Origin of the sequence: Permianibacter aggregans, from assembly GCF_009756665.1 — a bacterium.
GTDB classification, from domain to species: Bacteria; Pseudomonadota; Gammaproteobacteria; order Enterobacterales; family Permianibacteraceae; genus Permianibacter; species Permianibacter aggregans.
The window spans coordinates 1,603,747-1,629,172 of the sequence record NZ_CP037953.1 but is presented as its reverse complement, the minus strand read 5'-3'; the positions used below and the strand labels follow the sequence as shown (position 1 = coordinate 1,629,172).

The window sequence follows — 25,426 nt, the reverse complement described above, 5'->3', positions numbered from 1 at the left end:
GATAAGGTAATTCGTTATATCTATCGAAATTTGAAATTAAGTCAATTCAAATAATAGATTGTTTTTGCCGCAGACGTTCAGCGCGTGCGCTTGCGCAGTTGCTCAAAGCGCTGACGCAGCTGCAAGCGCTGTTCCGGTGTCAGCTGCCGAAAGCGCTCGAAGCGCTGGCGTATCCGCTCGCGCTGTTCCGGCGACAGTTGCTGCCAGCGCTGAAACTGTTGGCGAAGCTGTTGGCGCTGGGCCGGGTCCAGCTCGCGCCAGCGCTCGAAGCGTTCGCGGGCGACGGTACGTTGTTCCGGGCTCATGGCGTTCCAGCGCTCCAGACCAGCCAACACCCGCTCACGCTGTTCGGGCTCAAGTTCCGGCCAACGTTCGGCGAAACGGGCCAGCTGTTGCTGTTGTTCGTTGCTCAGCGCTGAAAAATCAGCCGGAGCTTCGGCTGCGAATGACGGCGCGCTGCTGAGCCAAGCCAGCACTAATAGTCCGAAAAAGCGCATATTCATGGCAGAACCTTCTTGTCGTGCTTGTCTTGCGACACCGCAGGCTTGTCGCTTGCCGCGCTCGGTGTCGTCGTTGTGGACTTGCTGCCTGATGGCAATGGTTTGGCGGCCCTGTCGGGAGCCAGCTCCGCTTCATTCAGTTCCGCATCTGGCATATCGGCTTCCGGCAATTCGACATTGCCATCCTCGTCGGCGAACTCGGCCAGGAACTCGAGAAAATCGAGGCTCAGCTCTTCATTCGCCGGCTTTCTTGGTGGCTCAGCCAGCGCTGGGCCGCCAAGCAGCACCAGCATCATTGCAGTCAGTGGTCTCACAGCATCTCCGGGTTCACTGTCGTGCCCCATCAAGCTTCTATCGTTGGCGATAAAAGCGCTTCAAGCCGAATAACGGCCGGTTGGCGAATTGGTTGACCAGAAATACGAAATATTTTCATCGCTTGTCAACGAAACCGCCGTTGAATCGTCTTTCATCGATGTCACCACTGCGGATGACGATATACGGCGGTACCGGCGCTGGCTTAAGATCCGGTTCCGTCGACTGACAGACAACCACCCCAAACGTGGCGACCGGCACGCCGGTTGAACACGCGGAGCACCTTATGAAAAGCAAGGTTCGGGGTCTGCCGGTGGCTATTGCGCCACTGCAGGCGACCATTATTTCTCTGCTGAGTTTTAGCTGCCAAGTCTTTGCCGCCGATGAGCCGGCATTGCCGGTTGATGGCCATGTGGCGTTGCTGCTGCAAGCCGATTCGATCGATACCAACTCACAAGCGCTGAACCTGACGTTGCCGATCGCTGATTACTGGGCAATTGAGGGTGGTTATAGCCGGGCAGAGGGGGAAACCTCGTTTTCGCCTTCGAGTTCAATGAGCTTTGAATCGAACCAGCAATCGCTGGGCCTGCTTTACGACCCGGGCAGCTGGTCGATCACGCTCGGCGCCATGCGCTACGAGGACGAGGAATTTCTGCAGACTGATCAGTATCGTTTGCGGCTCGGTCATCAGGGCGACGCCTTCTCGCTGAGTCTGGAAGCGATGGGTCGTCAACACACGGTGCAATTGCAAACGCCGAATCAAACCTACCGCGAGTCATTCGATTCGGTCGGGCTTGGTATCGATGCTTCGTATCTGTGGAGCAATGGCATTCGCCTCTATGGCGGCCTGCAAAGCTATGATTACCAGCAGGCTGATATTCTCGATGCCGATTTTCGTCAGTTGCTCGGGCTGGCGCTGCTGTTTCCGGAATACGCTGATCGCATCATGCGCACTTATCGCTCATTGTTGATCCAACAACAGCGAGCCGAAGGTGGTCTTGTTAAGCAGAACGCCTTTGTCGGGCTCGAATGGCAGTGGCGCTCGGAATTGTTTGCCGTCGATTACTATCAGTCAACGGCCGAAATCGACGATGCCAATATCGCGACCTACTCACTACTTTGGTCGCATTTTTTAAGCGATGACTGGCTGCTCGATGTCAGTGCCGGCATCAGCAGCAGCGATGTGGGCGAGGACAGCGAATTTGCCAGCATCGGCATTCATCTTTTCTGGTAAACAAAGGAATTTTTCATGTCATTGCCGCGACTGCGATTGGCGAAAAACGAAGACAAGCGCCTGCGTGCCGGTCATTTGTGGATATACAGCAATGAAATCGACACCCAGGCTACGCCGCTGAAGTCACTGCAGCCTGGTCAGCATGTGCTGATTGAAAATGCTCAGGAAAAAGTGCTCGGCACCGCCTATGTCAATCCACATTCGCTGATCTGCGCGCGCCTGCTGACCCGTGATGAAACGTCATTTGATCGCTCAATGCTGGTTCATCGATTGAATATTGCACTCGGTTTGCGGCAAGCCTTCTTTCGCGAGCCGTATTACCGGTTGGTGTACGGTGAAAGCGATTTGCTACCGGGCCTGGTTGTTGATCGTTTCGGCGATCATCTATCCGTGCAATTGAACACGGCCGGCATGGAAGCGATGCGCGAAGACATCATCGCCGCGTTAATCAAAGTGTTGAAACCCGCGTCGATTGTGTTCAGAAATGATTCCAGCATGCGCCAACTGGAAGGGCTGCCGGTTGTGACCGAAAATGTTTATGGAGAACCACCGGAAGCCGTGCAGCTGATCGAAAACGGCGTGAAATTTCTGGCGCCGATGATTGCCGGCCAGAAAACCGGTTGGTTCTACGATATGCGTCCGAATCGGGCCTGGCTGCGCGATTTGGTGCCCGGCAAGCGTGTGCTTGATGTGTTCAGCTATGTTGGCAGCTTTGGTATTGCTGCCGGCGCCTTTGGGGCCTCGGAAGTTTGGTGTGTCGATGCCTCGGAGTTGGCGCTCGATTTCGCTGAGCAAAACGCAGAGCTGAATGGCCTTGCCGATCGCTTTACGGCGGTGCAGGGTGATGCTTTTGAAGCCTTGAAAGCCTTGAAAGAAGATGACCAGCGCTTTGATGTGATCATCGTAGACCCACCGGCGTTCATCAAAAAGAAAAAAGATCACGCTGAAGGTCTGAAAGCCTATCGCCGCATCAACGAAATGGCGATGCGCTTGTTGCACAAGGACGGATATTTGTTGTCCGGTTCCTGCTCGATGCATTTGCCGCGCGAAGATCTGTTGGAAGTAGTGCGCGCTTCAGCAAGGCATCTGGATCGTCATGCCCAGACGCTCGCGGAAGGCATGCAAGGTGTTGACCATCCGGTGCATCCGGCGATTCCGGAAACGCGGTACTTGAAAGCGGTATTGTCGCGTATAGTGTTGACCTAAACTTCCAGCGGCAGGGACGCCAGTGAGCACCAGCACAGCGACATCGCTACATCAAATCGAAGCGATTTACCGACGTGAATCGCGGCGGGTGTTCGCAACGTTACTGCGTATGCTCGGTGATTTCGATGTCGCCGAGGACGCGATGCAGGACGCGTTTCGCAGCGCGATTCAGCAATGGCCGACGCAAGGCATTCCGGCCAACCCGCGTGCCTGGCTGGTGTCGGCCGGACGCTTTCGTGGCATCGATTTTCTGCGCCGTCAGGCCAAGCTGTCATTCCCCGGCAATGAGCAACTGGAAAACTTCATCGATGACAGCGCGGTGCCGGAACAGGACGAGCACATCGAAGATGATCGCCTGCGCTTGATCTTCACCTGCTGTCACCCGGCCCTGGATCGTTCAGTGCAAGTGGCGCTGACGCTGCGCGAAGTCTGCGGCATGACTACCGAAGCCATTGCCAGCGCGTTTCTGATTGCACCGACCACGTTGGCGCAACGACTGGTGCGTGGCAAAGCGAAAATTCGCATGGCGAACATTCCTTATCAGGTGCCGGACTCAGCGCAATTACCGGAGCGCCTGGAAAGTGTATTGGCTGTCATTTACCTGATTTTCAACGAGGGCTATCGAGCTTCCAGTGGCCATGCGTTAACGAGACCGGAGCTGACACTGGAAGCCATTCGCTTAGGCCGCTTGCTGCGCGAATTGCTACCTGATCCGGAAGTGCTCGGTTTGCTGGCACTGATGTTATTGCATGAATCGCGACGTGAAGCGCGCAGCAACGCCGATGGCGATTTGGTGTTGCTCGAAGACCAGGATCGCGGACGCTGGGATCGGCAACTGATCAACGAAGCACTGCTATTGGTGCAACAGATTTTTCAGGCCGGAGAGGTGGGCAGCTATGCGCTGGAAGCAGCGATTGCAGCCGTGCATGCACGGGCGGTGAATTATCAGCAAACCAGTTGGTCGGAAATCGTCGCGCTTTACGATTTGCTGTTGCAGGCAGCGCCATCGCCAGTCATTGAATTGAATCGTGCGGTTGCCATTGCGATGCGTGACGGCGTTGAAACCGCGCTGCCGTTGATCGAGGCCTTGCTGGCGCAAGCTGAGCTGCGCGATTATCAGCCGCTTTACGCCACCCATGCTGATCTTTGCCGCCGTCTTGGCCGCAACAGCGACGCGATCACCAGTTATCAACGGGCGCTGGCATTAAGCAGTCAGTTGCCCGAGCAACGTTTTCTGCAAAACCGACTGCAAGATTTATTAAACCTAAAAACGGCAGTTGACCGCTCCGTGAGATAGCTAAGGTGTTGACGATGAGAAATTTCTTCAGGCTTTCTGGATTCACCCGCTGAATGGAGCGCTCCACAGCGCATAGTGCGCCCCGAACTCGGCGATGCGGCGTTGAAAATCCTCGCGAGGTGTTCAACCTCGCTGTGGTTTTCGTCTTGCCTCGCCTTCGCCGGAACGCACTCTGCGCTGCGTCCAACTGCGGCTTTTAGGTTTAGAAGGAGTGAACGATGAAATACTTGATCATGATCTACGGTGCCGAAACCGCCTGGAGTGAACAAGAACGGGCGGAGTGCATGCAAGAATCAACGACGCTTTGCCACGAGCTGAATGCCGCTGGCGTTTATCTCGACGCCGCGCCACTGCATCCGGTGGCCAGCGCCACCAGCATCCGTCTGCGCGAGGGTAAGCGCTTGATCACCGACGGCCCGTTTGCCGAAACGGCCGAGCAGCTCGGCGGCTATTACCTCGTGGATGTCGACAATCTTGACCAAGCCATCGACATCGCCAGTCGGATACCGGGCTTGCGCAAGGGCACCATTGAGATCCGGCCAGTCGTCGAGCTGCCGAATATGCCGATGGTTGCCGGCTAAAACTCATTCCCCCAAAAATATAAAAAAATTTTTCATTGCCTGTCGATCTGGGCACGGCCCGTTCGATTAAGGGGTAAGCAGACTGCTGCGGCGGTCACTGAGTTCATCCCCTTAGATACAGGAGCAAGGCAATGAAAGTCATGGTTATCGTCAAGGCTAGCAAGGGTTCGGAAGCCGGCAAAATGCCCAGCGAAGCGCTGCTGGCGGCAATGGGTGCCTACAACCAGCAATTGGTCGATGCCGGCATCATGCTGGCCGGGGAAGGTCTACACCCGAGTTCGAAGGGGGTGCGTGTGCGCTTTTCCGGCGACAAGCGCACCGTCACTGACGGCCCATTTGCTGAAACCAAAGAACTGATCGCCGGCTTCTGGATGTGGCGGGTGAAATCGATGGACGAGGCGATCGAATGGGTCAAGCGCTGCCCGAATCCGATGATGGAAGATTCCGATATCGAAATCCGACCGGTGTTCGAAGCCGAGGATTTTGGCGCCGAGTTCACGCCGGAGTTACGCGAGCAGGAAGCCAGTATCCGGGCGCAAGCCATCGGCCTGAGCTTGCAACAGTTCACCGATGCGCCGGCGCTACATATCGCCGGTTTGCAGCAGCACTACCAGCTCGATACTCGCGGCAATATCCCGCTGCAATGGCAGGCGTTTCTGGAAACCCATTCACGTTTGCCAAAAGCGAAAAACGCGCTGATGTACGGTGTGGTATTGAATGTTGCTGATGGTTGCGAGTTTGATTATCTGACCGGCATGGAAACCGATGCCAATGCCAGTTTGCCGAGTGGTGTTGTCGCCACGGATCTACCAGCTTCGCGGTACGCGGTGTTTCGGCACAACGAGCACGTTTCAACGATTGATCGCACGCTGGAAAAAATCTGGTTGCAATGGGCACCGGATGCTGGCGTAAAGATGGCAGAAACGCCGTGCTTCGAACGCTATACCGAGCAGTTCAATGCCGAGACCGGCAAAGGTGGTATTGAGATCTGGATTCCGATTGAGCGCTGAATCGCAGGGAGCAAGCGATGCAAAAAATCATCACGCATATCTGGTTCAATGACCAGGCCGAGCAAGCCGTCGAATTCTATCTGTCGGTGTTCAGCAATAGCCGGGTGTTGATCACCTCGTATTACGGCCAAGCCAGTGAACAGGTATCCGGTCGCGCTGCCGGCTCAGTCATGAGCATTCATTTCGAGCTGGAAGGGCAGGAATTCATCGCGTTGAACGGCGGCCCGCACTTCACGCTGAATCCGGCGATCTCGCTGGTCGTCAATTGCGACAGCCAAGCGGAAATTGATCGGCTTTGGCAGCAGCTCGGTGAAGGGGGCCAGCACCTGCAGTGCGGCTGGCTAACGGATCGCTTCGGCCTGTCCTGGCAGATCATTCCGTCCGATGTCGTCCGCTTCATGCTGGGGCCGGACAACGCTCGCAATGAACGGGTCATGCAAGCCTTGCTGAAAATGCAAAAGCTCGATATCGCCGTGTTAAAAGCGGCTTACCACAATCACTAACGAGAAAGGAGTTACACATGAGTCGCCAAATTTTTGTCAATCTGCCAGTTAAAGACTTACCTCGGACAATGGCGTTTTTCCGCGCCTTGAAATTCGATTTCAATATGCAGTGGACCGATGAAACCGCTGCCTGCATGGTGATCGGTGAAAACATTCATGCGATGTTAATCACCGAGAAACGCTTTGCCGATTTCACCCCGAAAGCGATTTGTAACGCTCATCAACAAACCGAAGTGCTGGTTTGTATCTCTTGCGAATCAAAAGTAGCCCTGCAACAAATGGTCAGTGAAGCGGTGGCGCAAGGCGGTCGCACCGTCCGTGAGCCGAAAGATCATGGTTTCATGTATGAGCACGCGTTTGAGGATTTGGACGGCCACATCTGGGAAGTCGTGTATTTCCCGCCGCAACAAGCCGAGTAGCGCAGGGCCTCGAATAAAAAGGATCAGCTTTCAGCAGTCGCCTTCGCTTGGCGGCGATTGCTGAACAGCCATTCGGCGAGAAAATACAAACCGGCCGCCAAACCTAAAGCCGGCCAGAAATTGGCCGCGAACGCCTTGTTATGAAACGCCGGCCAAACCATCGCCCAAATACCATTCATGATCGAATCGATACTGAAGTCGACCAACTCCATGACCAGCGCAGGAATCCAACCGTTCTCAGGCGTTTGCCATTCGGCAAACTGTTCGGCGATGCGATTGGCTTCCAGCGACAAAAACGTCGCCAGCGCCACGGTGCCGTAAAAGCCGCCGCCAAACTCGATGATGTTGTAACGGGCGTACGCCAGCGGCCGGCGCAACCAGCGCGATTTGAACGCAGCGAACACACCACTCAACATCAACACGGCGATACACCAGACCGGCAGCCATAAGCGCAATGCATAGCTTTGCAGCCAGCGGATATCGCTGAACGGCTGATTCGATTGCTGATAGAACGGCAGCAACCACAGTGCCGCAGTGGCGAAAACGCCGATACCAAGACAAATACATACCTTGCGTACTAGTGGTCCGTGATCGGTATCGGCAGACATCGGCTTCCCTCAAGCGTCGTCAGAATGATTCGATGTCCGAGAGCTTACCGCCAAAGGTGTGAAAAAGGTTCAGTCCCTGGTTTCATTTTGTTTCCGGAGCTTCATTTGGTTTCGGCGATTCGTTTTGCTTTAGCGACACTTCCAGCGAGCCGGACCGTACATGCAAGTCGCGTTGCGGGAATGGGATTTCCAGGCCTTCTTTGCCCAGTTCATCTTCGATGGCCCAGAGTAGCATCGCCTTGGTGCGACCGGGCCGGGCGACCAGATCCGGGCCAACCCAGAGCACCAATTCAAAATTCAGGCTGCTGTCACCAAACTCGACCAGCCAGACATCGGCATCGCGCCCTGGCTCGTCGAGCACGCCTTGTACACGCTTTGCCGCACGCAGGCCGGCCGCTTTGACTTTATCTTTGTCGGAACCGTAGGCGACACCAAACGGAATATGCAGCCGCTGCTTGTGGCCACTGTAAGTCCAGTTGACCAGGCGCGCCTGGGTGAACTCATTGTTCGGCACCAAAATATCGACATCGTCATTGGTCGTGATGCGGGTGAAACGCAACGAGATTTCTCGCACATGACCTCGCACACCAGATTCCAGTTCGACAAAATCACCAACCTTCAGCGACTTTTCCAGCAGCAAAATAATGCCGGAAACAAAGTTCGCCACAATGCTTTGCAAACCCAAACCAACACCGACACCAATAGCACCACCGACAATGGCGAGACCAGTCAGATCAATGCCGATATAGCTCAGAGCGGCAAAGGTACCGGCAATCCAGATGATATAGCGCAGGATTCTGGCCCAGGCATAAACGCTGCCAGTGCTTTCTGATAAACGCGGTGTTTTCGAGGCGAACTTGCGCAGCGTCGATTCAATGACTTGCGCACCCCACCAGAACAACACCACCAGCACCACCAAACCAACGATGCTGGCGATAGAAAGACTACTTTTGCCAATGGTGAACAGCGGCGTTGTCAACCAGTCGATGATTTGCTGCCAGGAAATTCCGTCTGCTTGCATCTGTGCTTCCCAACGTATAATGCGCCGCATGAATTGCTTACCTGCGGCGCCGGTTTAGCTTATCGGCGTCAATCACTACGGTTAATTATGGACCATCTTTCGCGATTTTCCGCGATTCACTCGCTGTTGCATTCGCATCAGTCGTACTGGCGCGAATCGCCGTTCTGCATTCCGGCGCCGGCCTGGCTGCAACAATCGCCAGATTTGGCGCAGGCGATGCAGGCGCTGAGTGCCAACGATCTGTCCGAAATGGAAGCCGAACCGGCGCGATTGCAGCAGCATGTAGCGAGCTTTTTGCCGACGTTGCAAGGCCTGCCGGAGTTACTACACGTTGCCGCCGCCGCCACGATTGCTGAACTGCCAACGCGCTGGAGTACCGATGTGCCGGGCCGCAAATGGGCGCAAATCAGTGCTTTCGCTGCGCAAGTTCCGGCCTCATCGCTGACGCTGGTTGATTGGTGTGCCGGCAAATCGCATTTGGGTCGCACCATTGCCGCGTTGCATCAGCGCCCGCTACGCGCCATTGAGCGTGATGCCACGCTCTGCCGCGAAGGCACGCAAATGGCCGTTACACAACACTTGCACGCGCAATTTGTTTGTGCCGATGTGTTGCAGGAGCAACCACCACTGCACGCGGACGATCAGGTTCTGGCGCTGCACGCCTGCGGCGATCTGCATCGGATACTGTTACGACATTGGCGGCAAAGCCGTTCACCGCAATTGGTGCTGGCACCCTGTTGTTACCATCTGTGGTTGAAAGACGATTATCAACCGCTGTCACAGCAGGCACAGCAGATGAATTTGCAGTTGAACAAAAATCAGGTGCAACTGGCGATTCAGGAAACCGTTACTTCTTCAGCGCGAGTGCGTCAGCAAGTCGATCAACTGGCGCAGTGGCGGCTGGCCTTTGACGTCTGGCAGCGCGAAGCACGCGGCATCGATGAATATCTGAATACGCCCTCACTGCCATTGTCGGTGTTGCCGTTGGGTATTGAAGAAGTGTTCAAACGTTTCGCGGCCCGGCACCAATTGTCGTTACCAAGCGATCTGGATTTCACGGTTTACCAACAGCGCGGTCAGCAACGCTTTGCTGAGGCCAAGCGCCTGCAATTGGTGCGACAGACTTTCCGTCGGGCATTGGAAATGTATCTGGTGTTGGATTTGGCGTTGTATCTGGAAGATGCGAATTGTCGAGTGCAACTGAAAACCTTTTGTGCGCGAGAAATCACTCCGCGTAATTTGCTATTGATCGTGGAGCGGCAAGCGTGAAACCAGATTGGCAACTTACTCATCAAGGCGAACCGATGGCGGCCATCGACGCGTTGGCCGCCATCAGCCAGTTGCCAAAAGCACGACTGAAAGATGCGATGAACAAAGGCGCTGTCTGGCTCAAGCGTGGCAAGAAAATGCAACGCCTACGGCGCGCAACATTCATGCTGCAAGTTGGCGACCATCTGCAGCTTTTCTACAATGCCGACTTGCTGGCACGCACCGCACCGGCGTCGACGCTGTTTGCTGATGAGAAAGCCTACTCGGTCTGGTACAAACCTGCCGGCGTGTTGGCGCAAGGCAATGAATACGGCGACCACTGCGCGCTGTTACGCCAGGCCGAACAACAACTGCAGCGGCAAGTATTTCTGGTGCACCGGCTCGATCGCGAAGCGGAAGGACTGATGTTGATCGCTCACACTGGCAAAGCTGCAGCGCAATTGTCGAATCTGTTTCAGCAACAACAGATTGAAAAATATTACCGCATCGAAGTGCGCGGCGAGCTGCCGGAGCAGGGCACATTCGAGCGTAAACTCGATGGCAAGCCGGCGAAAACGATTTATCAGCGCTTGCAGTTCGACAGCCAACTGAATCGCAGTATTGTCGATGTCCGCATTGAACACGGTCGTAAACATCAAATCCGCCGACATTTTGCTGATGCCGGTTTCCCTATACTCGGCGATCCGCGATATGGCCAGAACAATGCCGATCCGAGAGGCATGCAGCTGGTGGCGTATCGATTGAAGTTTGTTTGTCCGCTAACGAAGAAGAGTCGGGATTATCATTGGCCATTGCCATCGGCGAACCAAGACTGAGAGGTCGACATGTTTGTCTTGATTTTAGGGTTTGTCGTGGCTCGCCCCGGCGACCAGCAAGCGGAGCTGGACAGATAAGGTAGGTGCGAATTCATTCGCACAACGTTCATGGTACGGGATTGTCCGGATGACTCCGGATCTACTATCGAGGTCGAGTGACGCTGGAATAACGAGGTAGGTGCAAATATCACAGCAGATGCTGTTGAATGACCGAAATCGTAAAACTCCGGCGCAAATAAAATCCCCTAGGCAGCGTTTTGATGATCGTGCCATCCGGCCCGCGAGCATCGGTCAATACCTTACGGTTGGCTGCTTTCGGACGCAGTTGTAATGCCTGGCCGTGATGCGCGCTGATTGATTCCACTTCACCGAGCGCGATGCGTTCGGTCAGTTCCAGAAAATCCTGTTCCAGCCGTTGCATTTGTTGCGCATCAGGTTGCCAGAGTAGCGCGCTGCCAATGCGTCGTTCGGCAAGCGGAATGTTGTCGTCGTCCTGTACCGGCAGCCAAAGTACTCGTTTCAATTTTTCGTAAACGAGACTGTCTTGCCAGCGCTCAGCATGAGTCGGCATCAGATTCGCGATGCATACCCAGGTTGATTCAGTCGGCAGGCCATGTTGATCAATCGGCAGCGTTTTCAATTCGACGCCAATATCCGGAAAGTCGGCTTGTGCCAATGAGCCACTGCTGGCGCCGAGTGCGCGTTCAATCAATTGGCCTTGCCATCCTTTTTCGCGGCGCAGGTTGCGTGGCACGCTCAGCTCGAACTGCTCAGCGATATCAGCCAGTGACAAGCCGGCGAGTGCGCGCGCACGCATCAATAACTCTTCAGCGGATTGTGGCGTTTGCACACGCATCATCGTTACCACTGCAGAATCGGCCAGCGTTTTTCACTGGCGACTTGGTGCAGTATCGAGTCAGGGCAGACGACATGGGGATGGCTGACTTTCGAGAGCAGCGGCAGATCGTTATGTGAGTCGCTGTAGAAGAAAATCGTTTCGGGTTGTTGGCCGCTACGACTCAGGAATTGTTCCAGATGCCAGATCTTGCCTTCGCGATAGCAGGGCTCACCGCTCATCTCGCCGGTGTATTGTTGATCGAGAATCACCGGCTCGGTGGCGAGCACAGTCGTGATCTGCAAATGCACCGCCGACGCTTCCGCAAGAAAACGATTGCTGCCGGTAATCAACGCGACATGGTGACCGGCGCACTGATGTTGTTGCACGGCGGCGATACCGGCAGCGCGCAATTGCGGCGCGATAAAGCGGGTCGAGAATTCATGCCGCAACTGATGCAGCTCGTTGAGCGGCCGACCTTTCAGTGGCGCCAATACAAAGCGGATAAACGACGGGTAATCGAGCGTGCCGTCGAGATAGTCCTGGTAGTAGCGATCTTTCTGCTGCTGATAGTCGGGCCCGACCCAGGCCTTTTCCCGCAAAAAATCACCCCAGAGCTGATCGCTGTCGCCATTCAGCAAGGTGTGATCGAGATCGAACAGGGCCAATACGGTCATCGGTGAAGTCGCTGGCAATACCAAACCGACGATTATAAGGCCGGCAGGTTTCGTTTCGAAATGACGCGGTTGCCGAAGCCGGCGGGCTGTGGTTCAATCGTTTGCAAGTGAAATTGGCTTTATAGCCCCTCTATGATCGACGCGGAAGGTTACCGCGCGAATGTTGGCATTGTGATTTGCAATCGCGAAGGCCAACTGTTCTGGGCTCGTCGCAAAGGGCATGACTCCTGGCAGTTTCCGCAAGGCGGAATCAATGTCGGTGAGTCGCCTGAGCAGGCGTTGTTCCGGGAACTGCGCGAAGAAGTCGGTTTGACCCGACAGGATGTGCGTGTGCTGGGCAGTACGCGCGATTGGCTGCGCTATCGGCTGCCTTCGCGCTATATGCGTCATGACAGCAAGCCGCTGTGCATAGGCCAAAAGCAGCGCTGGTTCTTGCTGCAGCTAACCGCCGAGGAGTCGCGCGTGCAGTTCGACGCCACCGATCATCCGGAATTCGATCAATTCATGTGGGTCAGTTACTGGTACCCGGTGCGTCAGGTCATTGCTTTCAAGCGCGAAGTCTATCGCCAGGCGCTGGCCGAATTGCTGCCGCTGGCAGCGAACCTTGCCAACGCAGGCGAAGTGCAGGAAGTGCGGCCGGGCCGGCAACGCGACCGTCAGGATTCACGTCGGCACAGGCGCCGCAAACGGCACGGCTGAGCGGCTATAGGTTTTCAGTCGCCGCCGCCACAGCCGCCACCATCACCACCGCCCGAACAGCCGCTGTCGCTGCCGGAGTAGCCGGCACAGCCGGATGAGCAGCCAATATGGCTGGCGCAATAGCCATCGCCATTACGTGCCTGGCAATTCAGTTGATAGGTAAAGCCGTTCGCGATACCCAGCTCAGCATCGAGCGCAAACAACAATGGCAAACGTTCCGGCATTTTCGGATTGATGTTTTCCCGGGCACAGGCGATACGCCAGGCTCGCTTGATACCGGTTTGTGCATGAGTTCTGTCTTGCATCGCTTCGGCGGGAGTGTGATGCAAAAAGCGGCCAAAAGCGTTTTGACAAAACTGTTGATACTGCCTTGTGCTCAGAATGTAGGCATGCCAGGCAACGTCGACGACTTGCGAAGGCATCGCCACCAGTTGCCGACCGGCTTGACTGCAAATCTGGAAATACTGCTTCAGCCCTAGCAACACTTTTTGTATCTGTGCGGTCGTCAAATGCGGATAGGTTTCGAGCACGGCTTTTGAAACCAGTGAAGGCAACCGATGTTCCTGTATAAAGCGTTCGCGTGCACCTTTCTTGATTTTTACGGTGATAAGCAATACAACACCGCCGACAACAGCCAGGAAAATGAGCAGCAGAATATCCATGCGTGTTGCTTTGGCGAGCGCGAAAAACTTGCTTAACCGAACTTCGCTTTCAGCATTTCGTACAGCTTGCCGGCGGCTTCGATCTCGGCATCACTCAAAGAATCCTGGGTGCGCAGTTGCTGCATCAGCGCGTCGACCTTTTGATCGACAGTGGCGAGCACGGGTTCTGGCGCTGGTGTTGGCGCCGAAGCGGGCGTTGGTGCGCCACCGCTTTGCCAGCTCAAATCGCGGAAGCTCGCTTGCAGTTCTTCCTGGCGACGACGCTGCGCCGCTTCAGCATCGTATTCGCGTTGTTTGTCGATGCGTTGTTGTTCGGCTTCATCAGCGGCGCGTTTGGCTTCCAGCCGTTTTTTCTCTTCAACGACTTTCAAGCGCTGTTCCTGCACCAGGCGGTTTTGCTGCGCCAGCTTTTCGTTTTCGGCATTGACCAGCGTTTCCTGGGCACGAATTTTTTCCAGTTCGGCTTCGGCTTGTTTGGCCTGAATTTCCGATTTGTGCATGGCGTTGAATTCGTCAATCCGCTGCAGCAGGGCTTCGTACATCGCTTTCATCCTCGTTTGCAGTTCGGTCAGCCGGTACTTCTGGTGAAACGCATCGGCGGTGCTGATATAGCGTAGTTCATTGATTAACGGATCGAGCATCGCCGGTTTGAAGCGTGCGCCTTCGAGTTCCAGCTTTTTAAGCAGCGCATGGTATTGGCGGTGCGCTTCGGCATACCAGTCGGCCTGTCCCTGATCGTCGGGGCGCAAGACAAAATGGGATAAGACGCGGGGAATTTCCAGCCACTCGAAGCTGTCGCTCAGCGAGCGTTCGTGCAGGCTATTGATGGCAATCTCCAGCTCATCACGCTGCAGATAGGTGGCGCGCCAGAACGGCCAAGCCGTGTTCCGATCTTCGCGGAACAGTTGCTGGAGGTATTGCAGATGTCCGCGCCAGGTGCGGATGAACGCTTTCAATTGTGCCAGCTTGCCTGGAGTGGCGACGGCATCGTTCATGGCGGCTTGGGCTCAAACTTCGGCTCGGGGGAGCAAACATTAAATCGGATTCTTGTGCGTAGGTGCAAGTCTCATCCGCAGCAATTGTCCAAGATAACGTTCAATCCAGCCGGTACCGGCCCAGTCGAGCACAAAGCCACAGTGGCCACCGTAAGGCAGTGACTCCAGGGTAAGCGCCTCCGGTTTCTGCAGCTGATGCCAGTGCACCGCCGGAATGACCGGGTCGTCTTCGGCGATAATGACGTGGCTTGGCACCGTCAAGTTGGCCAGCCGCTCAGCCGACAGCGTATAGCCAGCCAGGTATTTTGACAGTTCGCCGAAATCGGTGTGATGACGGACGAAATGGTCGGTCAGGCTGGTCAGCGAGTCTTTCAGCAGCCAATCGGTATCGCGGAAAAATTCTGGATGTACGGCTTGTTTTCGGCGCAGCGAGTCGCGCCAACGATTCAGAAAATATTTGCGATACAGCAGCGGCCCGGTTTCCAGTGCATCCAGCGTTGCCGGTGGCGAAATGACCGGACAAACGGCGAACACCTGTTGCAGCAGCTCTGGTGCGCGCAGCGCCACCCGCAGGGCAAAATTGCCACCGAGCGAAAAGCCAATCATCACCACTGTTGACGCCTGCAAGCGTTGACGGGCATCGGCGATCGCCTCGGTGACCTCAGCATCGCGGCAGCTATGAAACAGCTCTTCGTTCAGGTGATGGCTCTCGCCGTGATCGCGCAGGTTCAGCCGCAAGACGGAATAACCGGCATCGAACAGTTCGGCCGCCGTCGCCAGCAAATACAGTGAATCCGATGAGCCTTCCCAGCCGTGCAGCAACACCACCAGCGGCCGATCACGATCGGCTTGCGCGGAATGCCAGGCCAATAGCTGACCCTCGCGTGCTTGCAACAACATCGGCCTTGCCGCGTTCAACATCGGCTGCGCCAATTGCAGCACTTTTTTGCGCCGATGCGGCAGGCGGGAAACAATGCCTTGCAAATGCGGATTGCGCAGCCAGCCTTTCGGTGCGAAGGGTGGCAAGCTTGCCGGTAGCATCGTTGGTTCAGTTACCGCGTGATTCATCATTGGGTCGGTTAATGGCAGCGATTGAATTACAATGCCGCGTTCACACAGGGCAATGCAAGCCCGATTGAGGAATGGTTATGAGCGCTGATGCATCGCTGCACGAAAAACGGCTGGCTGCCTTGGCCGAAACCTTTGCCAGTCATATTCCGTTCAATCAGGTGGTCGGCCTGCATTTTCGTAGCCTGAGTACCGAGCGCTGCGAGCTGGTGTTCAAGATGGATGACAAGTTGGTCGGTAATTATGTTCAGGGCATTTTGCATGGCGGCGTTATCGCTACCGCACTCGATGTCGCCGGCGGCACGATGGCGGCCGCAGGATTGATCCAAAAACACGGCGATGCCTCGGAAAATGATTTGTCGATACGGCTTTCCAAACTCGGCACCATCGATTTGCGCATCGATTATCTGCGTCCCGGCCGTGGTCAGGAATTCTGTGCATCGGCAACGCTGTTACGCGCCGGCAATAAAGTGGCGGTTGCCCGGATGGAGCTGCACAACGAAAACCAGGAGCTGATCGCGGTCGGCTCCGGCACCTATCTGGTGGGCTGAATTGGCAAGCGAAATGGCGAGTACGCGCGCCGGCGTCAGCCAGGCCATTGCCGCCTATTTGATTTGGGGCCTGGCGCCGATCTATTTCAAATGGTTGAGCGAAGTGCCGGCTGATGAAATTCTGGCCCATCGCATTGCCTGGTCGGTGCCGGTCACCTGGCTGCTGATCGTACTGATGCGTCAACCGCAGCAATGGCTGGCGATTTTCCGGCAACCGTCTTTGCTGGGCCGGCTGGCGATTTCCGCGGCTTTGGTCAGCGCCAATTGGTTTGTGTTCGTCTGGGCCATTGCCAATAACCGCATTCTCGATACCAGCCTCGGTTATTTCATCAATCCGCTGCTGACCATAGCCCTCGGCGTCGTCGTGTTGAAAGAACACTTATCAACGCTGAAGTGGGCGGCGCTGTTGCTGGCGCTGGTTGGCGTTGGCTGGCAGGTGCTGGTCATTGGCGGCGTGCCCTGGGTAAGCCTGAGCTTGGCGACGACGTTTGCGCTCTATGGCCTGATGCGCAAGCAAACGCCGGTCAGTCCACTCAATGGCCTGATGGTCGAAACCCTGTTATTGGCGCCGATTGCACTGGCTTATCTCTATTGGTTGACGGCCGGTAACGCCAATCACTTCGGTGAACTCGGTTGGCGCACCGATGGCTTGTTGATGTTGGCCGGAGTCGTAACCTCGGTGCCGCTCGCCTTGTTTGCCGCGGGTGCTCGTCGGCTGACGCTGACGACGATGGGTTTTCTGCAATACATTGCGCCGAGCTGCACGTTTCTGCTGGCGATCTTCGTCTATCAGGAGCCGTTCTCGCTGACCCGCTTAGCGAGTTTTGCCTGCATCTGGGCGGGTCTGGTCTTGCTCAGCATCGAAAGCCTGCGTGATCGCAAAAGGCAATCTGGATAGCCTGTCCTACACTAAACGGGAATACTAAAAGCACTGGAGCAAACCATGCTATTGATTCCCGGATTTGAATTGCGCAAAGGCCATATCGCGGTGCCGAAACCGGTACACGATAAAAAAGAAGATCCGCTGATGTACCTGGACGCGTTCGATACCATCAAACGCTTTGTCGACATTGGTGCGCGCCGGGTGCATTTGATCGACACCGACGGCGCTCATGAAGGCCAGCCGGTCAATGTCGATATCGTCCAGCAACTGCGCAAAAATCATCCGAATCTCGAAATCGAAGTCACCGGCGGTATCAAGAGCATCGCTCATGCCGAATTATGGCTGGATGTCGGCGCCAGCTTTGTCGTGTTGACCTGGAAAATGATGCGTCAACGCGATTCAGTCATCGATTTATGTGGTGAGTATCCGGGCGCGGTGATTGTCTCGATTGAGGCGCGCGAAGGTTTGGTCAATGGCAGTAATGGTGCAGTCGCTGCGGAAGTGTTGATTCCCCAGTACGAAGAGGACGGCGCCGCCGGCGTCTTTTATTCGGAAATGCATGCGCCGGGAGATCGCCGCGATCCACTGCCGTATGCAGCGGCGTTAGCCAAAAATACCTCGCTGCCAGTGGTTTGCAATGGTGGTGTGCATGCCTTCACGACAGCGGATTTGCTGCGCAAGAAGCCGTTGAGTGCACTCGCTGGTGTGGTCATTGGCCGAGCATTGCTGACCGGCGGACTCGATTATGCCGAGCTGCTGACGGTGGTCAAACAATCCTGAGTCTTACCAGGAATGCGGTAGCGGTTTGTGGATGACCAAAAAGCCTTCGTCATTGGCATCGACATAACCGCCAATGCGCAAATCCTTCAGAATGCGGGCCACCATTTCCCTTGATGAACCAACCCGGCTGGCGATGTTCTGCTGGGTCAGCTTTTCTTTCATGACGCGAATACCATCCTGCTCGACCGATTCATTCAGCAGCAGCACCGCGATGCGGCCATAGACATCCATCAGGCCAAGGCGACGAATGATTTCGGTCGCTTGCTTCAGCCGGTCGATCAAGTCGTTCATGATATTCTGGTTAAACGCCGGCACCTCCTGCATGCACTGACGAAAATCGATATCGGACATCAGGCCGAGCCTACAATCGTCAACAGTGACCACCGAAGCCGTGCGATCGATGCCCTGAATCAGCGACAACTCGCCGAACACCTCGCCCTCTTCGTGAAAATTCACGGTGATCTCTTTGCCTTTTTCATCGTCCAGATAGACTTTGACGCGGCCGGAGAGCACGAAATAGAGGCAGTGTGCCGGTTCGCCTTCGCTGATGATTTGCGTGCGTTTACCGTAATGGCGGATGTGGATATGGCGCGCAAGCCGCTCGATATCAGCGTCGGACAGGCCTTGCAGGATTTTGAAATCGCGTAACTCCATGGCGTTGAGGCCTTCTTGTTCATCAGACATGATTCACTATCCTCATAAAAAAGCGCAGTCATGGGGCCAGCGGCAAGGTAAATATTGCACAGCCATTGCAATGACTATTATCAGAGGATTATATAGCTATCAGGCCTACAATTTCCTGCTGAGACTTTTAGCAAGCGTATACATGTACACATTCGCCAAACTCTTTTCATTGGCACTGCTGCTGGCGGTGTCGTTGCTGCCGGTTGCCGAGGCCAATGACCGCGGCGATCGCATCGGTCCATACACGTATATCTATGTCTCGGACTGGAGCAAGCTGCGTCATCGCGCTGAACTTGGCGACCCGGATGCCTTGTTCCGGATGGGCAATCTCTATTACGCGCCGCCGGAAGGCTCCGGCATCTCGCAAAGCTATCGCAAAGCCTTCCTGGCATTTTATGAAGCGTCATTACGCGAACATGCCACGTCACAACACAATGTTGGCGCGATGTATATCAATGGCGATTATGTTGCTCACGATTTGATTGAAGGTTATGCCTGGATGCTGGTAGCCGCCGGCAACGGCGATCATGCCGGTAAACGCAAAGTGAAAACCTATGGGCCGGAAATTTCCGAGGAAGGAAGAAAACGTGCCCAGGAAAGAGGCGTGGCGATCAAGGCAATGATTGAAGAAGCCAATTCACGCAAAGTGTACAAACCGGAGTCCTTCGGGATTCGCTGAGTATCAATCGCTCAAGCCGCACCCATCGGATCCGATTTATCCACCAGTCGTAACCGCGTTTCGACCACCGAATCCGGGTCCAATTCACAAACGCGGTGCGGATGGGAAAAGCCCTTGATGGCAATCTCCTGCAATTCATCGTACGGGTAGCGCTCGCGGGTCAAGGCGTAAATCGGATAACTGACCATGACCCGACCGGGTTTGCAGTGCGACTGCAAACGCGCAGCCAGATTAACGCCACTGCCAACGGCACGATAGGCCAGCACCTGTCCGGCACCGAAATTACCGACGGTTGAAAAATCCTGATGAATGCCGATGCGCAGATCGATATTGTGATCGATGCCGGATTCCAGCCACAGCGTTTTCAGTTTCTCCATTTCTTTCTGCATCGCGACGGCCAAGGCCACCGCTTTTTCGGCCTGATCCTGTTTGTCCATCCGCTCTGGCGCACCGAACAAAATCACCATGCCATCGCCGAGCAACTCGTTCAGTGTGCCATCGTGTTGCTCGACCAGTTCGCTCATCTTGCCGAGGAAAGTATTCAACAAATCGGTGATGATTTCCGGTTCAAAGCGGTCGGTCAGTGTCGTGAACTCGACCAAATCGGCGAACACCACGGTCAATCGCCGACGCTCGGCTTTCAGCAATTCAGGTTCGCTGCCAGCCAACAATTTGCGCACCAGCGGTGGTGGGAAATAACGGGCCAAACGGTCGCAAGCTTCTTGCACCATTCGCGCTTTTTCTTGCGCCTGTTTGGCGTCGTTGACTTCATGCAAGGCCAGCAGGTTTTTCACCCGCGCCACCAGCACGCTGCGCTCGACCGGTTTGCCGATGTAGTCGTTGGCGCCAGCGGCGAGACCGGTGGCAATATCTTCGGCGCGATTACGTGCCGACAGCATCAAAATCGGCAACTCATGCGGCGCGTACACTTCGCGCAACTTGCGGCAGACATCAAAGCCGGAAAGCTTCGGCATCATCACATCGAGGATGACCAACGCAAATGGGCGTTTGGCGATCATGTCGAGCGCTGCCTGGCCATCGCCAACGGTCACCACGGAATACCCCTGCAAACCCAGACAGTCCGCCACCACCTGACAGTTCAATGGTTCGTCGTCAGCGACCAGAATCGTCGCCAGGGCATTGTCGGTCGCAGTCGTTACCGGCAAATGCATTTGCGTCAACTGCGCGGTGGACAGTGACGTCGGCTTCGCTGGTTTGACTTTGGCACCGGTTTCCGCCAGCGGTAGCGTAAAGCGGAACTGCGAACCGTTGCCAATCGAGCTTTGCACTTCGACATTACCGCCGTGCATCTCGACCAGTTTTTTCACTACGGCAAGACCAAGCCCGGTACCGCCATGACGACGGGTATTGGCTTCGGCGACCTGCTCGAACGGCAGAAAAATCCGTTCCAGTTGTTCCGGCGAAATGCCAATGCCGGAGTCAGCAATCTGAATTTCGGCTTTGTCACCTTCAACACGGGCGGTAACGGTGACATGACCTTGCTGGGTAAATTTGATCGCATTGCCGATCAGGTTATGCAGAATTTGTTCGAGCCGATCTTCATCGGCGAACAGGGGCGGAAAATCGGCCGGCACGGCATTGACCAAACTAATGCTTTTATCTCCAACCAAGGGTTGTGACAACGCCAGCACGACGGCGACTGATGACTGCAGATCAAGCGTGTGCGGATCGAGCGTAACGTTCCCGTGCGAGAGCTTTTTGAAATCGAGAATTTCGTTAACCAGATGCGACAACCGGCGACCACTGTCGGCAATCAATGACAAATGGTTGCGCGCCCGATCGTTCAAGTCACCCGCTACGCCATCGCGCAGCGCATCGGCGATACCAATAATGCCGTTCAGCGGCGTGCGCAGCTCGTGCGAAGTCGTAGCCAGGAATTCGTCTTTCAGTTTGTCGATACGACGCAGTTGCTCGTTGATGCGTTGTTGACTGGCGATCTTGCGGCGATGGTTGTAATACGCCCAGCTGATCAGCAGCAGCACCAGCGCCACGTAACCAACATAGCTGTACCAACGCGCATACCAGGGCGCCTGGATAAAGAACATGACCTTGGCGATATCGGTGCTCCACACGCCATCGGCATTGGCATTGCGCACTTCAAACGTGTACTGGCCCGGATCGAGATTGGTAAAGGCGATCTGGTTGCGGAAACTCGGCTTGCTCCACTCGTTCTGGAAGCCGCTCAAGCGCCAGGAAAATCGATTGCGATTCGGTGCCCGATAATCGAGCGCAGCGAACCGGAATTCGATATCGTTTTGATCGGCGGCCAGTTGCCAAATGCCGTTTTCCAGCGTTTTGCCATTATTGTCCGGATAGCGCACTTCAAAATGAGTGATCAGCGTCGAAACCGGATTCGATGAGTAATTCAACTGCGATGGATTGATCACGGCGATGCCGGCATTGCCACCAAACCAGAGTCGGCCATCCTTGGTTTTTGCCGCGGCCAGGCTGTTGAATTCCTGGGCGGGTAAGCCGTCAATCAAATCAAAATTGCGGAACTTGCCGGTCAGCGGGTCAAACTCCGATAAACCGCTATTGGTCGATAGCCAGAGCTTGCCGAATTGATCCGGCAAAATCGCGTAGACGACGGCGTTTGGTAATCCATCAGAAACGAACCAGCTTTGAAAGCGCTCGACGTTGCCGCGTCGGTCGACTGAACGCCACAGGTTCAGGCCGTTCATTGTGCCGATCCACATATCGCCTTTGTCGTCGACATGAATGGCACGAATCATGTCATTCGACAAGCTGTTCGGGTCGTCAGCACGGTGTTGATAAGTGCGCACACTGCGCGTGTCATAATCAAAACGCTGCAAGCCACCGCCCTGGGTGCCGAACCACAATTGGTTATCGACTTCGGCCATTACGCGCACGGTGGCGCGTGGAAAGCCTTCGTCACTGATTGGAAACGTGCGCTCGATTTCCAGCGTTTCGGTATCGACTTCAGAAATGCCTTCGCCTGTCGACACCCACATTCGTTTCTGGCTGTCCTGTTGCACCATGAACACGCGATAGTTGCTGATTTTGCCTTGCAGAAATCCCGGATGACTGAGTAATTTCACACGCAGACTTTCCGGGTCAAACACCGCCAGTTCACCAACAGTGCTACCAAGCCAAATGCGTCCTTGATGATCGTTGGTTACCGTTTGCACGCGTGGGGTAAACGGTTTGCCACGGCGATCAGCAAAATTGACGTAGCGAACAATTTCACCGCTGGCTGGATTGATTTCATCAAGCCCGGCCAGTGTACCCACCCAAAGATGATCGCGCTGGTCGCGCGTGATCTGCCAAACGAACGGGTCACTCAATGAATTCGGTTGATAGCTGGAATGAATGACGCGGCCGATACCAGTGCGCTCCGGCGATGTGGTGTTGACACCACCACCGAGTGTGCCAATCCACAACAAGCCCGAACGATCTTCAAACAAATCATTAATTTCGTCGAAGCTGATGCTGTGCACATCGGCACCGTTGCGCCGGTAAACATCGAAGCCCGAGCCATCGCTGAGCATCCGGGCCAGGCCACCGCCTTCGGTGCCAACCCAGAGCCGGCCACCTTTATCGCGCAAGATGCTGCGCACAGCATTGCTCGGCAGTGAGTTCGGTTCGTGGGCGATAAAACGGAATTGGCGAAAGCGCGATTCATCGGGCGGCAGATAAAACAAACCATCGCTGAGCGTGCCGATCCACAGCCCGGCGTCGTTGTCGCGCCACAGCGCCGTGATATTGCGCGGGGCATTTTCCTGATTGCTTTTGAATTGCTTGATTACGCCCTCGTCCGGGTCGAACAAGGCCAAGACCTGCGAGCCCACCCAGATGCGACCTTGCGGCCCTTCGGCCAGCGCCGAAATAAAACCAGGCGGAATACTGGCGCTGTCGAGCGGGTTATGACGGAACACCGCGAAACTGTCGGAATCCGGTTGGTAGCGGTTCAGGCCGTCTGGTGTGCCGATCCACAGCCGGCCCAATGAATCTTCCAGCAAACTGGAAATGCGCCGATGTGACAGCGAACCAAAATTCTCATTCGGTAAATAGCGTTTGGCGCTGCCGGTGGCGGTATCGAATTTGTTCAAGCCGCTTTGGGTGCCAACCCAGAGCTGGCCGTCACGGTCGAGCAACAAATTCAGAATCAGGTTGTCGGACAGCGATTCCTGGCGGCGTGGGTCGCTGCGGTAGCTGGTAAAACTGTACCCGTCGTAACGGTGCAGGCCGTCATGGGTGCCAAGCCAGATATAGCCGGCCCGGTCCTGGGCGATGCTGGTCACCGAGTTCTGCGGCAGGCCGCTGCGGCTATCGAGGTGCCGGAATGTCACGGTCTCTACCGCCAGCGCACTTTGCGCCAGCAACAGCACCAACCACCACCATCGACTCATCTGCTACTACTCTCTTCAGTCAGTTGCTCGATCCTAGGCCATGGCAGCCTCAGGCCCAAGCAAAATCTGCGCAAAAAGCGTACCGCTCTGCGTGGGCGGAAACACTGCGCTTCGGCAAAAACCGCCTATGCTTAAAGCATGCATCACCGAACCGGACGCCCGGCATGAGTATCCATGATGTCGTCAAGGAGGCCGCCCGTCTCTACAGCCTGCCCGACATCTGCCTGCAATTGCAGGAACTGATCAGCAAACAGGCCAGTGTCTTTGAAATTGCCGATCAGGTCGCGCTCGACCCGGCACTGACCGCCAGGCTGCTGAAAATCGCCAATAGCCCGTTCTACAACTTCCCGATGCAGGTCGACAGCGTCTCCCGTGCCGTGCGCCTGATTGGCACCAACGAGCTTTACAACCTGGCGCTGGCCACCTCAGCCGTGTCCACGTTCAACCGGGTACCACGTGACGTCTTGGACATGGAAAGTTTCTGGGAGTTGTCGGTGTATACCGGTCTGGTCGCCAAATTCCTCGGCAGACACTGTGGTTTCCGCCAGGGCGAGCGGCTGTTCACGGCTGGCCTGTTGTTCAATATTGGCTTGCTGGCCTTGCTCGAGCAAAAGCCCGACGCTTGCCGGACGATCCTGACCGACTCCCGCGGTCATTTCCGGGCCGATATCGAGCAATCGCTGCTCGGATACACCTTTGCCGACGTCGGCCATGCTTTACTTAGCGCTTGGCGATTGCCGACCAGCATCACACTGGCGATCAAGCATCAGCACCTGCCAGAGACCGCCGGCGCCGAACGGGTCGCGGCCAGCATCATTCACGTGGCGCGTTATGCCGCCCAGCACCTGCTGGCCGGCCAGGCGCCGGAAAAACCGAGCGAGTTTCTGGCCGCCATCAATCCCGGCTGGAAAGACATGCTCGGCAGCACCGATGAACAGCTGCAAGACGCCATGCGGCAAACACGTGATTCGGCGCTGCAAGTACTGAGCATCATTGCACCCTCGGCCGCTGTCGTCGTTTAGCGCTGTTTAACCTCCCGCACCATTACGCGTTACACTCCGGCGCAATTGCTGCCGACCGGAGTTGTAAGCATGGAACTGTTCTACTCGCACGCCTCGCCGTATGCCCGCACCTGCCGGGTCATGCTGCGTGAAAAGGGCTTGTTGGATCGCATCGAAGAAACCGAAGTCAATCCGCTGGAAAACCCGCCGCACCTTTTTGCGCTGAATCCGCTCGGCAAGATTCCTTGCTTGATTCTCGACGATAAGCAAAACCTGTTCGACAGCACCGTCATTAACGATTACCTGAATACGATAGGCGAGGGTGATGATCTATACGCCGCCCATCAGCGCGACTGGCAAGTGAAAAAATGGCAGGCCCTGAGCCACGGCATGCTCGATGTCGCCGTGCAGCTGCGCATCGAAAAAACCAAACCGGAAGCCCAGCAATCCGCGCTATGGATGAACCGCAACCGCGACGCCCTGATGCGCTCAGTCCGCCAACTGGAAACCGACATGCCGAAAATGCCCTGCGAGCCCTGCTTCCTCGGTCTGCACATCGCCTGCGCACTCGGCTACCTGGATTTCCGCCACGCCGAAATCGCCTGGCGCAGCGCCGCCCCGAAATTGTCCGAATGGTTCGCCGAGGTCCGCCACCGGCCCAGCCTGATGGCCACCGAACCGCGCTGAAAGGGAATAACCAACACCCTTCACCGAAGCGAATTCAGTCGCTACAATGCACGCCGTTT

Annotated in this window: 27 protein-coding genes and 1 pseudogene; 17 read left to right on the top strand and 11 right to left on the bottom strand. The window is 55.7% G+C overall.

Annotated features, from left to right (window positions below):
* Positions 1-77: 77 nt before the first annotated feature.
* Positions 78-503 carry a DUF3106 domain-containing protein gene (locus E2H98_RS07555; protein WP_133588324.1) on the bottom strand — a complete coding sequence of 142 codons (426 nt, stop codon included), beginning with the start codon at positions 501-503 and terminating at the stop codon, positions 78-80.
* A complete protein-coding gene (locus tag E2H98_RS07550) occupies positions 500-814 on the bottom strand; it encodes a hypothetical protein (RefSeq protein WP_133588326.1) in 315 nt (104 codons plus the stop codon). Before E2H98_RS07550 ends, E2H98_RS07555 begins: the two co-directional genes overlap by 4 nt.
* Before the next feature lie 284 nt (positions 815-1,098).
* Here E2H98_RS07550 and E2H98_RS07545 point away from each other — a divergent pair, with 284 nt between their 5' ends.
* From E2H98_RS07545 to E2H98_RS07515, 8 genes and pseudogenes are all read left to right on the top strand, one after another.
* Entirely contained in the window at positions 1,099-2,046 is a 948-nt protein-coding gene (locus E2H98_RS07545) for a hypothetical protein (protein ID WP_133588328.1), read from the top strand.
* A 15-nt stretch (positions 2,047-2,061) separates the two neighbouring features.
* Positions 2,062-3,252 carry a class I SAM-dependent rRNA methyltransferase gene (locus E2H98_RS07540; RefSeq protein WP_133588330.1) on the top strand — a complete coding sequence of 397 codons (1,191 nt, stop codon included), beginning with the start codon at positions 2,062-2,064 and terminating at the stop codon, positions 3,250-3,252.
* 22 nt (positions 3,253-3,274) lie between these two features.
* Positions 3,275-4,549: an RNA polymerase sigma factor gene (locus tag E2H98_RS07535; protein WP_280529056.1), complete on the top strand. Its 1,275-nt coding sequence runs from the start codon at positions 3,275-3,277 to the stop codon at positions 4,547-4,549.
* Between the two features lie 218 nt (positions 4,550-4,767).
* On the top strand, positions 4,768-5,130 hold the full coding sequence (locus E2H98_RS07530) for a YciI family protein (protein ID WP_133588332.1): 363 nt from the start codon (positions 4,768-4,770) through the stop codon (positions 5,128-5,130).
* Between the two features lie 131 nt (positions 5,131-5,261).
* Positions 5,262-5,669, top strand: a pseudogene (locus tag E2H98_RS19315) (YciI family protein); the annotation flags it as partial.
* Positions 5,670-5,684: 15 nt separating this feature from the next.
* Positions 5,685-6,140: a GyrI-like domain-containing protein gene (locus E2H98_RS19310; RefSeq protein WP_232475491.1), complete on the top strand. Its 456-nt coding sequence runs from the start codon at positions 5,685-5,687 to the stop codon at positions 6,138-6,140.
* A 17-nt stretch (positions 6,141-6,157) separates the two neighbouring features.
* Positions 6,158-6,643 (top strand): VOC family protein, encoded by a 486-nt coding sequence (locus E2H98_RS07520; RefSeq protein ID WP_133588336.1) that lies wholly within the window; start codon positions 6,158-6,160, stop codon positions 6,641-6,643.
* A gap of 17 nt (positions 6,644-6,660) precedes the next feature.
* Positions 6,661-7,062 carry a VOC family protein gene (locus tag E2H98_RS07515; protein WP_133588337.1) on the top strand — a complete coding sequence of 134 codons (402 nt, stop codon included), beginning with the start codon at positions 6,661-6,663 and terminating at the stop codon, positions 7,060-7,062.
* A gap of 23 nt (positions 7,063-7,085) precedes the next feature.
* Here E2H98_RS07515 and E2H98_RS07510 read toward each other — a convergent pair whose 3' ends face one another.
* Together E2H98_RS07510 and E2H98_RS07505 are read right to left on the bottom strand one after the other, a co-directional pair.
* Positions 7,086-7,670 carry a hypothetical protein gene (locus tag E2H98_RS07510; RefSeq protein WP_133588339.1) on the bottom strand — a complete coding sequence of 195 codons (585 nt, stop codon included), beginning with the start codon at positions 7,668-7,670 and terminating at the stop codon, positions 7,086-7,088.
* Positions 7,671-7,752: 82 nt separating this feature from the next.
* Complete coding sequence (locus E2H98_RS07505; RefSeq protein ID WP_133588341.1) at positions 7,753-8,691, bottom strand: mechanosensitive ion channel family protein; 939 nt, start codon at positions 8,689-8,691, stop codon at positions 7,753-7,755.
* Between the two features lie 87 nt (positions 8,692-8,778).
* Between E2H98_RS07505 and E2H98_RS07500 the strand changes: the two genes are divergently transcribed.
* Positions 8,779-9,960, top strand: a complete 1,182-nt coding sequence (locus E2H98_RS07500) for a methyltransferase (protein ID WP_133588343.1) — start codon at positions 8,779-8,781, stop codon at positions 9,958-9,960.
* Positions 9,957-10,775, top strand: coding sequence for an RluA family pseudouridine synthase (locus E2H98_RS07495; RefSeq protein ID WP_198325261.1), 819 nt, complete (start codon positions 9,957-9,959; stop codon positions 10,773-10,775). The genes E2H98_RS07500 and E2H98_RS07495 overlap by 4 nt, the downstream gene beginning before the upstream one ends.
* Before the next feature lie 187 nt (positions 10,776-10,962).
* On the opposite strand, the gene mutH is transcribed toward E2H98_RS07495, so the two are convergent.
* Both mutH and E2H98_RS07485 read right to left on the bottom strand, forming a co-directional pair.
* Positions 10,963-11,634 (bottom strand): DNA mismatch repair endonuclease MutH, encoded by a 672-nt coding sequence (gene mutH, locus E2H98_RS07490; RefSeq protein WP_198325260.1) that lies wholly within the window; start codon positions 11,632-11,634, stop codon positions 10,963-10,965.
* 2 nt (positions 11,635-11,636) lie between these two features.
* A complete protein-coding gene (locus tag E2H98_RS07485; RefSeq protein WP_133588345.1) occupies positions 11,637-12,287 on the bottom strand; it encodes an HAD family hydrolase in 651 nt (216 codons plus the stop codon).
* Positions 12,288-12,419: 132 nt separating this feature from the next.
* Here E2H98_RS07485 and rppH point away from each other — a divergent pair, with 132 nt between their 5' ends.
* Positions 12,420-12,986: an RNA pyrophosphohydrolase gene (gene rppH, locus E2H98_RS07480; protein ID WP_133588347.1), complete on the top strand. Its 567-nt coding sequence runs from the start codon at positions 12,420-12,422 to the stop codon at positions 12,984-12,986.
* 14 nt (positions 12,987-13,000) lie between these two features.
* On the opposite strand, the gene E2H98_RS07475 is transcribed toward rppH, so the two are convergent.
* Genes E2H98_RS07475 through E2H98_RS07465 form a run of 3 tightly spaced genes read right to left on the bottom strand, consistent with a single transcriptional unit; the run spans position 13,001 to position 15,684 of the window.
* Positions 13,001-13,648: a glycine-rich domain-containing protein gene (locus E2H98_RS07475; RefSeq protein ID WP_198325259.1), complete on the bottom strand. Its 648-nt coding sequence runs from the start codon at positions 13,646-13,648 to the stop codon at positions 13,001-13,003.
* A gap of 32 nt (positions 13,649-13,680) precedes the next feature.
* Entirely contained in the window at positions 13,681-14,643 is a 963-nt protein-coding gene (locus E2H98_RS07470; protein WP_133588349.1) for a hypothetical protein, read from the bottom strand.
* A gap of 39 nt (positions 14,644-14,682) precedes the next feature.
* Positions 14,683-15,684 (bottom strand): YheT family hydrolase, encoded by a 1,002-nt coding sequence (locus E2H98_RS07465; RefSeq protein WP_157591292.1) that lies wholly within the window; start codon positions 15,682-15,684, stop codon positions 14,683-14,685.
* Between the two features lie 107 nt (positions 15,685-15,791).
* On the opposite strand from E2H98_RS07465, the gene E2H98_RS07460 reads away from it, so the two are divergent.
* Genes E2H98_RS07460 through E2H98_RS07450 form a run of 3 tightly spaced genes read left to right on the top strand, consistent with a single transcriptional unit; the run spans position 15,792 to position 17,925 of the window.
* The gene (locus E2H98_RS07460) at positions 15,792-16,262 is read left to right on the top strand and encodes a thioesterase family protein (protein ID WP_133588354.1); all 471 of its coding nucleotides are present in this window, start codon (positions 15,792-15,794) and stop codon (positions 16,260-16,262) included.
* A gap of 13 nt (positions 16,263-16,275) precedes the next feature.
* Positions 16,276-17,160 carry an EamA family transporter RarD gene (rarD, locus tag E2H98_RS07455; RefSeq protein WP_133588356.1) on the top strand — a complete coding sequence of 295 codons (885 nt, stop codon included), beginning with the start codon at positions 16,276-16,278 and terminating at the stop codon, positions 17,158-17,160.
* A 45-nt stretch (positions 17,161-17,205) separates the two neighbouring features.
* Positions 17,206-17,925: a 1-(5-phosphoribosyl)-5-[(5-phosphoribosylamino)methylideneamino]imidazole-4-carboxamide isomerase gene (locus E2H98_RS07450; RefSeq protein ID WP_133588358.1), complete on the top strand. Its 720-nt coding sequence runs from the start codon at positions 17,206-17,208 to the stop codon at positions 17,923-17,925.
* 3 nt (positions 17,926-17,928) lie between these two features.
* On the opposite strand, the gene E2H98_RS07445 is transcribed toward E2H98_RS07450, so the two are convergent.
* Entirely contained in the window at positions 17,929-18,609 is a 681-nt protein-coding gene (locus E2H98_RS07445) for a Crp/Fnr family transcriptional regulator (protein ID WP_133588360.1), read from the bottom strand.
* 142 nt (positions 18,610-18,751) lie between these two features.
* Here E2H98_RS07445 and E2H98_RS07440 point away from each other — a divergent pair, with 142 nt between their 5' ends.
* Entirely contained in the window at positions 18,752-19,288 is a 537-nt protein-coding gene (locus E2H98_RS07440; protein ID WP_133588362.1) for a tetratricopeptide repeat protein, read from the top strand.
* A gap of 11 nt (positions 19,289-19,299) precedes the next feature.
* Here E2H98_RS07440 and E2H98_RS07435 read toward each other — a convergent pair whose 3' ends face one another.
* Positions 19,300-23,679, bottom strand: coding sequence for a two-component regulator propeller domain-containing protein (locus tag E2H98_RS07435; RefSeq protein WP_133588364.1), 4,380 nt, complete (start codon positions 23,677-23,679; stop codon positions 19,300-19,302).
* Positions 23,680-23,843: 164 nt separating this feature from the next.
* Here E2H98_RS07435 and E2H98_RS07430 point away from each other — a divergent pair, with 164 nt between their 5' ends.
* Together E2H98_RS07430 and E2H98_RS07425 are read left to right on the top strand one after the other, a co-directional pair.
* A complete protein-coding gene (locus tag E2H98_RS07430) occupies positions 23,844-24,701 on the top strand; it encodes an HDOD domain-containing protein (protein WP_157591291.1) in 858 nt (285 codons plus the stop codon).
* A gap of 69 nt (positions 24,702-24,770) precedes the next feature.
* Positions 24,771-25,367, top strand: coding sequence for a glutathione S-transferase N-terminal domain-containing protein (locus tag E2H98_RS07425; protein ID WP_133588368.1), 597 nt, complete (start codon positions 24,771-24,773; stop codon positions 25,365-25,367).
* The last annotated feature ends 59 nt before the right edge of the window (positions 25,368-25,426 follow it).

Bases quoted from the DNA above. Each gene is read 5' to 3' on its own strand.
- E2H98_RS07470 (WP_133588349.1), bottom strand. From the start codon at position 14,643: ATGAACGATGCCGTCGCCACTCCAGGCAAGCTGGCACAATTGAAAGCG.
- E2H98_RS07500 (WP_133588343.1), top strand. From the start codon at position 8,779: ATGGACCATCTTTCGCGATTTTCCGCGATTCACTCGCTGTTGCATTCG.
- mutH (WP_198325260.1), bottom strand. From the start codon at position 11,634: ATGATGCGTGTGCAAACGCCACAATCCGCTGAAGAGTTATTGATGCGT.
- E2H98_RS07515 (WP_133588337.1), top strand. From the start codon at position 6,661: ATGAGTCGCCAAATTTTTGTCAATCTGCCAGTTAAAGACTTACCTCGG.
- E2H98_RS07465 (WP_157591292.1), bottom strand. From the start codon at position 15,684: ATGCTACCGGCAAGCTTGCCACCCTTCGCACCGAAAGGCTGGCTGCGC.
- E2H98_RS07460 (WP_133588354.1), top strand. From the start codon at position 15,792: ATGAGCGCTGATGCATCGCTGCACGAAAAACGGCTGGCTGCCTTGGCC.
- rppH (WP_133588347.1), top strand. From the start codon at position 12,420: ATGATCGACGCGGAAGGTTACCGCGCGAATGTTGGCATTGTGATTTGC.
- E2H98_RS07445 (WP_133588360.1), bottom strand. From the start codon at position 18,609: ATGTCTGATGAACAAGAAGGCCTCAACGCCATGGAGTTACGCGATTTC.
- rarD (WP_133588356.1), top strand. From the start codon at position 16,276: ATGGCGAGTACGCGCGCCGGCGTCAGCCAGGCCATTGCCGCCTATTTG.
- E2H98_RS07475 (WP_198325259.1), bottom strand. From the start codon at position 13,648: ATGGATATTCTGCTGCTCATTTTCCTGGCTGTTGTCGGCGGTGTTGTA.
- E2H98_RS07450 (WP_133588358.1), top strand. From the start codon at position 17,206: ATGCTATTGATTCCCGGATTTGAATTGCGCAAAGGCCATATCGCGGTG.
- E2H98_RS07430 (WP_157591291.1), top strand. From the start codon at position 23,844: ATGAGTATCCATGATGTCGTCAAGGAGGCCGCCCGTCTCTACAGCCTG.
- E2H98_RS07520 (WP_133588336.1), top strand. From the start codon at position 6,158: ATGCAAAAAATCATCACGCATATCTGGTTCAATGACCAGGCCGAGCAA.
- E2H98_RS07555 (WP_133588324.1), bottom strand. From the start codon at position 503: ATGAATATGCGCTTTTTCGGACTATTAGTGCTGGCTTGGCTCAGCAGC.
- E2H98_RS07435 (WP_133588364.1), bottom strand. From the start codon at position 23,679: ATGAGTCGATGGTGGTGGTTGGTGCTGTTGCTGGCGCAAAGTGCGCTG.
- E2H98_RS07545 (WP_133588328.1), top strand. From the start codon at position 1,099: ATGAAAAGCAAGGTTCGGGGTCTGCCGGTGGCTATTGCGCCACTGCAG.
- E2H98_RS07540 (WP_133588330.1), top strand. From the start codon at position 2,062: ATGTCATTGCCGCGACTGCGATTGGCGAAAAACGAAGACAAGCGCCTG.
- E2H98_RS07505 (WP_133588341.1), bottom strand. From the start codon at position 8,691: ATGCAAGCAGACGGAATTTCCTGGCAGCAAATCATCGACTGGTTGACA.
- E2H98_RS07510 (WP_133588339.1), bottom strand. From the start codon at position 7,670: ATGTCTGCCGATACCGATCACGGACCACTAGTACGCAAGGTATGTATT.
- E2H98_RS07440 (WP_133588362.1), top strand. From the start codon at position 18,752: ATGTACACATTCGCCAAACTCTTTTCATTGGCACTGCTGCTGGCGGTG.
- E2H98_RS07530 (WP_133588332.1), top strand. From the start codon at position 4,768: ATGAAATACTTGATCATGATCTACGGTGCCGAAACCGCCTGGAGTGAA.
- E2H98_RS07485 (WP_133588345.1), bottom strand. From the start codon at position 12,287: ATGACCGTATTGGCCCTGTTCGATCTCGATCACACCTTGCTGAATGGC.
- E2H98_RS07425 (WP_133588368.1), top strand. From the start codon at position 24,771: ATGGAACTGTTCTACTCGCACGCCTCGCCGTATGCCCGCACCTGCCGG.